The organism is Haloferax sp. s1 (genome assembly GCF_058382125.1).
In genome coordinates this window covers 1-7,585 of the sequence record NZ_JBZRPK010000564.1, presented here as the reverse complement: position 1 = coordinate 7,585, position 7,585 = coordinate 1, and the positions used below count along the sequence as shown (strand labels likewise).

The following is a 7,585-nucleotide window of genomic DNA, read 5'->3' as shown; positions in this document are numbered from 1 at the left end:
CATACCAGCTAGAGGCAGGCATCGGTTGAATATGTTGAGGACCCGTACCAAACTCGGTGAAATTCGTCTGGAGTGTGAACGGAACCGAGTCCGAACTGCTTCGCTGAGTCCCCCGTCTCAGGTGGAGTTAACTATCCATCGAACGTACATTTCGTATGGAGCTCATCGAAGGGTACGACCATCAATCTGGAGTCCACTGTGGAGCAGCGGCGCTCAGGAACGTCACTGAGTATTACGGGTGGAACTACAGCGAGGCAAGTTGTTTCGGTATCGGTGGAGGTCCAGCGTTCGTCCTCTACGAGCATCCCGAGGAGTCCTGGGTTACGTTCCGGACCAGTCCGACTTGGCTGGAGCGGGCCTTCTTCGAGCGACTCGGTATCTCTCACTTGTCCAAAGCAGACGATGACTTCGAGACAGCCTGGGAGGAGACGACCGCTCGTGTAGACGCGGACGACCCGATTATACTGTTCCTCGACCCGGCTTCCCTGGACTATCTCCCTGATGACTTCCCCCATCTGCCACCCCACGTCGCAGTGATGACTGGATACGACGATGAGACGGTACAGCTCTCGGATGGAGCGATGGAGGAACAAACGGAGGTGTCGCGCTCGACACTCAAGGACGCCTGGTCCGCTGACCGGTTTGTGCCGCTGGACAACGAATATCTCGTCGTGACCCGTGCAAGAATCACAGCAGACGGAACCGATGCGGCCGCTGCCGGCCTTCGGCAAGCCGCGACGTATATACTCGACCCACTTCAGATAAAGCGAGACGCACGGGGGCCGGGTGAGGAAGGAATCCCAGCACTACGCTCGTTCGCAGACTATCTCGGAACATGGCCGGAGCTGCCCGAACCAGTCCGACCGGTACGGGCTGCTCGACAAAGCATCGACGAACACGGTGAAGGGGCCGCTTTCCGTGTGCTCTACGCCGAAGCGCTCGAAGAGTTAGGACAGCGGACCGGACTCGCCCACGACCTCGCTGACCGAATGGCCAGCGTCGGTGAGGAGTGGCGGAACGTCAAGACGCTCCTTGACGATATTATCGCGGAAGACGAGCCGCAACCGGCACGCTTCGCGGAGGCCGCGACCCTCATCGGCGACATTGCAGACCGGGAAGAGGCAGTGTTCGAAGAAATCGCCGACGAACTGGGACGCAGCGATAGCAGTGAGTAAGGCGACAGCAAGGAGTGAGGCGACAGCAATGAGTGAGAGGCGATTCGGGAGCTCAAACGTTTCGCGCCGGACGAGCAGTCATTCTCGATACGCTTCGTAGACAAAGCGTAGATTCCAGAGATTGAACCCGTCGCCGTGTTTCCGTTCGACGCGACGGTCATAGAGGGGGATGAGGTCCAGTTCTGGCTCCGTGAACGCGGGCTCGACGCTCCAGTCGAGGAACCACTTCCGATCGTGAAACCAGATCTGATCGCCGAATGCGTCGAATACGCTCGTCAACATCTCGTGTACCATCTCTGACCCTGTGTCGTCTTCCGCGTCGTCTTCCGTTTCTTCACGGGAGAATTCATAGGTGACGGTGATGGGAACCGTGCCCTCGCGGAAAGCCCTCTCCCGTGAGAGATAGACACACTTCGCGCCCGCCTCTCGAAGGTGCACAACGAGCTCGTCTGGTGTCGGCACGGGTATCGGTTGCTCACCGATATCGGACTTCGGGTCCCAGGCCATATGGGAGTTCACGTGCGGGTCGCCAAAGAGCGTATCCCCACCGAAGTGTACCTTTAGTGCGTGCTGGTCATAGATTCAGACACACCGTATGGTCTCTGCTGCCACCCTCGACGAAGCCATCGAAACGTACAACGAGTATCGGAGTCCGATGGCGACGGCCGAACTAATCGACTACGCGGCGGACACGTTCGTTGTCGAGTTCGAGGGTCCGTTCTGTCGGATGTGCTGCGACTACGACTACTACGAGGACCTCATCTATGAGTTAGCCGCCCTCGGTGAAGAGCCATCCACAATCGACATCAGGGAGATCGGCTACGAGGGTACCGAGAGATTCGCCGTTAGGTTTTGCATCACGTGAAAATGAGACGCTACCGTTGGGGAGACTCGCGACCCACTGAGTTAAGGAGATACGTCGGGTATACCCGTGTAAAGCGGTCGAACCACGACAATGACTCTCTACGAAATCGAGCGACCTGACGGGCCAGAACGAGGGATTCGGGTCTCCTGTCCCGACCACGGTGAAACAGAGGAGTTCCAACCGGGCTATCAGCGGGTCGCATTCTACTGTTCCGGGTGCGGGATCGAGGTCGAAGTCAGGCTACACGATACGCACGACTGGCGAGATTGGGGCGAACGCTGCTAATCGAACGTGTCTCAGATCGCGTGCTTCGTTGGGATTCGGACGCTTCCAGCAACTCGCCGAGCGCGGTGATCTTCTGTGCGTATGTCTCGAAGTCGCCACGCTCCAATGCCGCCTGGGCCTCGTCGTACAACGTCTGGGCCCGCTCGAGTTCAGCCTGTGACAGGCCGGTATCGGGACTCACCGCTTCGGGTCTGGCTGCCCCAGCTTGGACCGCCAGCGCCCGGTCGAGCGATGGCTGCATCGTCACTCGGTCGCCGTGGACCAAAATGACTCGCTTGAGTTCCGGCAGCGACCCTTGCTCCCGAGATTCGAGAAAGAGCGGTTCGATGTAGATGATGGTGTCGTCGATCGGAATCGCCAGCAGATTCCCGCGGATGACTGACGACCCAGCCTGCGACCAGAGAGTGATCTGTTGGGAGATGTCGGCGTCTTGGTCGATACGCGACTCGATCTGCATCGGCCCGAAGGTCAACCGCTGCTTCGAGAAGCGGAACGCTTTGAGCGTCCCGTAGTTCGGCGGGTCGGACCAAGCGGCAAGCCAGCCGATCATGTTCTGTCGTCCCTCCGGGATGTACGGTTGAATCATCACGAACTCGGGGTCCTCTTCCCCGGGGAACGTCATGATGATGTAGTAGGGGTCCATCGAAATCTCCTCCCCTCGGGCAATCTCGTTCGGGATGCGCCAGGAGTCCTCTTTGTTGTAGAACACCCGCGGGTCCTTCATGTGGTAGACGAGGTACTGCTGCGCCTGAACTCGGAAGGCGTCCTCGGGATACCGCACGTGTTGACGGAGGTCAGCAGGCATCTCCTCGAAGTCCTCGAACAACCCCGGGAAAGCTTTCCGGTAGGTCTGGATAAGCGGGTCGTCGGGTTCCGCGACGTAGTAGGTGGTCTCGCCAGTGTGCGCGTCGATGACGACTTTCACTGAGTTTCGGACGTAATTCACCCGCTTCCCCCTGAACCGAACCCGGTCTGAGTAGGGATAGTTGTTGCTCGTGGTGTAGGCATCGTAGATCCAGTAGAGCTTCCCATTCGACACCACCACGTACGGGTCACGGTCGTATTCGAGGAAGGGAGCGATGGTTGGTGCCCGGGTTTGGATATCTCGGTTGAACTGCAATCGAGACTCCGCAGTCACCGAGTCCGACAGGACGATTCGAGGGTCCATGAACTTGATCGAATAGACGAGTTCCCGGAGCGTCGAGTCGAGCACGGTGCCGCCGTCGCCGTCGTACGACGTATAGACGTTCTTTCCACCACTCGGGTAATCGAGTTCCCGAGTTTTCGTGTTCACGATTGCGTAGTCGGTCGTTGTCTCCCCGTAATAGATACGTGGCTGAGTTACCTCGATGCCAGCCGACGAGTTCGGCGGGATGTCCTTGATGTAGAATGCGGGTAAGCCGTCCGCCGTGACCGTGCTGACGGGGGACATGGCGACTCCGAATCCGTGGGTGTAGACGAGGTGTCGGTTGACCCACGTCTGCGACTCGGGTGGAAGTGCCCGAAATTCGATTTCGCGGGCAGACACCATCACTTGCGTCTCCTGGTTGTCTACTTCGTACCGGTCGATGTCGACGTCAGTGAACCGGTAGTAGGTCCGGAAGATTTGGAGTTCGTTGTACGTCTTCAAGAGAGGTCTGGGGTCCCACAACCGCACGTTATCGATGGTCCCCCGATTATCGTCGATCTGTTCCCGGGTGAGTGTCTCGGAGACGGGGAACTCACGCTCTTCGATTCGGTCAAGTGCGTACGCCCGGTTGGTAAAATCGATCTCGTTTTTGATATACTTCTCCTCTTTGTTGAGTTCGTCCGGTTCGACGACGAAGCCCTGATAGATGGCTCCAGCGGCGTTGCCAACGAGGAAGAACCCGACCAGCAGGGCAATGGGTACGTACACCGCACGGGCGTCCTGAAACCGCGTGTTAGCAAGGACAACGAGACCGCCGATGAGAGCGGTCACGGTTAGAAGTCCGAGGAGGGGTAAGAACACTGTCCGGTCGGTGGCCCCGACCCCGAAAACGGCACCGCGGGGGGAGAAAAATAGCTCGTACCGGTCAAGGGCGAACACGGCACCCAGCAGGACCATCAGGACCCCGACATTGGTCGTGACGTGCGCATAGGCGTACTCTCTGAGATACGATAAGTAAGCCCAGACATCGGAGGAGTTCCCGCTGTCAGAGACTGTTCCAGCGGTGGCGACGAACTGACGGCTGTAGAGCGACAGTGACAGGACGGTCCCCGCCGCGGCGACGAGGAGGAGATACCCCACGACAAGGTTCAGAAACGACAGCGTGTAGACGTAGAAGGCGACATCCCGTCCGGAGATCGGGTCGGCCACGCCGAACGGGGTGGCATGGAGAAACCGGAGAACGGTATCCCACGCCGACGCGTGGATGAGGCCGATGAGAACGGAGAAGACGACGATACCTGCCCGATAGGTCCACGGCGGTGCAGGCGCGTCGATTCGTCGGAGGTTCTGTGTGGCGATACGGTAGTTGGTGGAGAGAACAAGGAAGCTGATCCCCGCGGTCAGGACGAACAAAACAGTCCAGTACGCGAGAATCGTGAGAAACACGGAGTCGTATCCCAAGGCGGCAAACCAGAGGAAGTCGCCGTACAGCGAGGGGAGGGCGACGATTCCGTACAGGGCGAAAACTGCAACTAGTCCGAGTAGCAGTCGTTTCCACGGGCGTCGACTCACCAACATACTAGATTATAGGTGGTAACGCACTAAAGGACATGCCAGCTCACTGGGTTAGGCTGGTTTGTGCATCGCACCAAGCAGACGCTTATCCGAAACCACTGTGAGCGACTGACATCACGGCTCATCATCAGTCGGTTTTGTGTAGTGGAGCGAAGGAAGGTTCCCCACTCGGGTGGTGTGCATCGACCTCGTAGCGCAGACCTGTCTCCCGTTCGTACCGAACACGCGACCCAGCTGTGATTGGGTGCTGGTCCTCTACCGCTACTCTGATCTGCTGAGACTGACACAATAATCGAGACAGGCCTGAAGAAGCCACGCAAACGGATGGCGGACGAGATGCAGAGGACACATTCCACAGATTGTCACCGACAGCAATTGTATGCAGTCACGGAACGAGCCCGACGCTGATTCTCCGTACTGACATCAGCTGCCAAACTGGCCTTAGGGTGCGTATGTCCCTTTTAATACCGTTTGTGCCAACCGCTTGCCCTGCATGGCTTTTTCGACAGTACGTTTGTTCGCCGTTCGTGGGAGGCCGAGGGTCGTATCGAGAGCGTACAGTTTGAATCGATAGGTGTGTCGATCATCAGGTGGAGCGGGGCCATCGTAGTCGCGATTGCCGAAGTCGTTGGTTCCCTCGATGGCTTCTGTAGGCTTCCAAGCTTCGGGAATGTCTGTGCGAGCGGGCGGGATATTCCAGACAATCCAGTGAAGCCAGACCTTACCGGCAGGGTCAACCGCGTCGGGATCGTCCATGATAAGCGTCAGCGACTGGGTTTCTGGTGGAACCTTCTCAATCGACAGCGGCGGGTTGATATTCTGGGCGTCGTGGCCGTACTTCCGCGGAATCGCTTCGCCATCCTCGAAGGCTGGACTGGTGAGCCGCAAATCCCCCATCGGCGTGGTGTCGCCGAGCGTTGAGTTATCTGATATCGGCGTTGACGTCGGCGTATCACCATCACCGTCTCCGGTACAGCCAGCAAGCGCTGCTGCAACCACTGTGACGATCGTCCTGCGGGTGGGAGATTCGGATATCACTCGCTGTCTCAGCATATGTGACGAACACACATATCTTTTGATCATAAATTCCGTCGAGAGAGGCCTTGAAGTCCTTCTCACCACCTGTCCCGACGAAGTATCTCTCTTCAACGGGTAACCCTTTCACCCGTAGCACACGAAATCTTAGGGTATGGCGTCGATTCCCGTGGAGTTCCAGGACCTGTTTGAACGCGGTGCACCCGTACAGCTCGCGACCGTCCTCCCCGACGGCATGCCACACGTCACACCTGTCTTTGCCGAGTACGACGGCGAACACGTCCTGTTCAACACCATGCGCGGGCGGCGAAAAGAACGCAACATCCGGAACAATCCCAACGTTGGGGTGTCGGTAACCGATCCGGACGACCCGTACCGGTACCTCTCGATTAGCGGAGAGGTCGTCGGTGTAACCGAAGACGGCGCTGTCGAACACGTCCATCACATCGCCCGGAAGTTCATGGACGTGCCGGAGTATCCGAACCTCGACGACGAACCGAACCCTCGGGTAGTCGTCCGTATCCGACCTGTGCAAGTACGAGCTATCGACGAACCCGAGCGAAGCGACTAACCCGGCTGCGACGGCAGTACTATCGAAGTCACCGCGGCGTTCAGACGGATTCTTCGCGGTTTAGCGTTACGCCGTCGAATTCGGTTACGTAGTCGGAATCGAACGCCGAAACCGGCGTCTGGAATCCCGGTTCGACGTCGCCCGCGAGAACACGGCGTGCCGACTCGACGGCTGTCGCCGCTGTCAACTCGTACGTATCGGGCGTCGTAAGCCGTGCCACAGCCCGGCTCCCATCGTCGTTCGTGACTTCTGCCCAGATTCGGTTCGTGTTCTGGGCGCGTTGGTCCGGCGTCGGTCCCGAGACGACTCGGTCCACGGCGGATACGAGAAGTCTCTGCAGGAGCGACGAAGACAGCAGCGGGGAGAGGGGACGAATCCGGCGCATCACTTTGACCGCGATGTCTGGGACCGTCGCATACGTCTCGATGTTCTCGATGCCGGTCGAATAGTAGGCAGTCGAGACCGTTCCCCACGGAACGGTTACGCCGGTTTTCTCTTCAACGCCGAAGTCGAACGTACGGGTCTTCCACGCGACCGGAACGCTCCGAACCGCTCCATCTTCACGGACGGCTCCCGACTGATCCAGACTTTTGATAATTGATTTTACTGTTCCCGGAGAGAAGGTCCCGAGACCATCAATCGCCATCGTTAGCCAGTCGGGGTTCGGGACTTCCTCGGCGAGGATAGCGGCGAGACAGTCCGTTGGCACCGCGTCGAAACCGACGGCGGGGAGGACAGTAATCCCAGCCTGCTCGACGTCGGCATCTCTCTTGGCAGCGGCTTCGAGTATTTGGACCCGTCCGGCGATGTCGAGATAGTCGGTTCCGGTTTCGAGACAGGCGTCCACCAGTGGGTCTGCAGTAGTCACGAACGGACCTGCACAGTTCAACACGGCGTCGACGTCCGCGAGTTGGTCTTCGACGATTGCTGGCTGCTCCAGACTGAACACG

The 7,585-nt window shown here is 58.5% G+C and carries 7 protein-coding genes; 3 read left to right on the top strand and 4 right to left on the bottom strand.

All coding sequences use genetic code 11. The features are described from left to right. The first annotated feature begins 155 nt into the window (after window positions 1-155). Window positions 156-1,175: a BtrH N-terminal domain-containing protein gene (locus QT222_RS10475; RefSeq protein ID WP_491477136.1), complete on the top strand. Its 1,020-nt coding sequence runs from the start codon at window positions 156-158 to the stop codon at window positions 1,173-1,175. 78 nt (window positions 1,176-1,253) lie between these two features. On the opposite strand, the gene QT222_RS10470 is transcribed toward QT222_RS10475, so the two are convergent. After that, entirely contained in the window at window positions 1,254-1,682 is a 429-nt protein-coding gene (locus QT222_RS10470; protein WP_491477135.1) for a hypothetical protein, read from the bottom strand. An 88-nt stretch (window positions 1,683-1,770) separates the two neighbouring features. On the opposite strand from QT222_RS10470, the gene QT222_RS10465 reads away from it, so the two are divergent. Continuing rightward, window positions 1,771-2,040, top strand: coding sequence for a hypothetical protein (locus QT222_RS10465; RefSeq protein WP_491477134.1), 270 nt, complete (start codon window positions 1,771-1,773; stop codon window positions 2,038-2,040). Window positions 2,041-2,275: 235 nt separating this feature from the next. Here the strand turns inward: QT222_RS10465 and QT222_RS10460 are convergent, their stop codons facing one another. Beyond that, window positions 2,276-5,032: a UPF0182 family membrane protein gene (locus QT222_RS10460; RefSeq protein WP_491477133.1), complete on the bottom strand. Its 2,757-nt coding sequence runs from the start codon at window positions 5,030-5,032 to the stop codon at window positions 2,276-2,278. 438 nt (window positions 5,033-5,470) lie between these two features. Beyond that, on the bottom strand, window positions 5,471-5,926 hold the full coding sequence (locus tag QT222_RS10455) for a YbhB/YbcL family Raf kinase inhibitor-like protein (protein ID WP_491477137.1): 456 nt from the start codon (window positions 5,924-5,926) through the stop codon (window positions 5,471-5,473). Window positions 5,927-6,218: 292 nt separating this feature from the next. On the opposite strand from QT222_RS10455, the gene QT222_RS10450 reads away from it, so the two are divergent. After that, window positions 6,219-6,635, top strand: a complete 417-nt coding sequence (locus QT222_RS10450; RefSeq protein ID WP_004061061.1) for a PPOX class F420-dependent oxidoreductase — start codon at window positions 6,219-6,221, stop codon at window positions 6,633-6,635. 40 nt (window positions 6,636-6,675) lie between these two features. On the opposite strand, the gene QT222_RS10445 is transcribed toward QT222_RS10450, so the two are convergent. Continuing rightward, window positions 6,676-7,585, bottom strand: a 910-nt coding sequence (locus QT222_RS10445) for a saccharopine dehydrogenase family protein (RefSeq protein ID WP_491477132.1), incomplete at its 5' end; no start/stop codon positions are given.

Excerpts from the sequence above, each read along its gene's own strand:
- QT222_RS10475 (WP_491477136.1), top strand. The coding sequence starts at position 156 with ATGGAGCTCATCGAAGGGTACGACCATCAATCTGGAGTCCACTGTGGA.
- QT222_RS10470 (WP_491477135.1), bottom strand. The coding sequence starts at position 1,682 with ATGGCCTGGGACCCGAAGTCCGATATCGGTGAGCAACCGATACCCGTG.
- QT222_RS10465 (WP_491477134.1), top strand. The coding sequence starts at position 1,771 with ATGGTCTCTGCTGCCACCCTCGACGAAGCCATCGAAACGTACAACGAG.
- QT222_RS10460 (WP_491477133.1), bottom strand. The coding sequence starts at position 5,032 with ATGTTGGTGAGTCGACGCCCGTGGAAACGACTGCTACTCGGACTAGTT.
- QT222_RS10455 (WP_491477137.1), bottom strand. The coding sequence starts at position 5,926 with ATGGGGGATTTGCGGCTCACCAGTCCAGCCTTCGAGGATGGCGAAGCG.
- QT222_RS10450 (WP_004061061.1), top strand. The coding sequence starts at position 6,219 with ATGGCGTCGATTCCCGTGGAGTTCCAGGACCTGTTTGAACGCGGTGCA.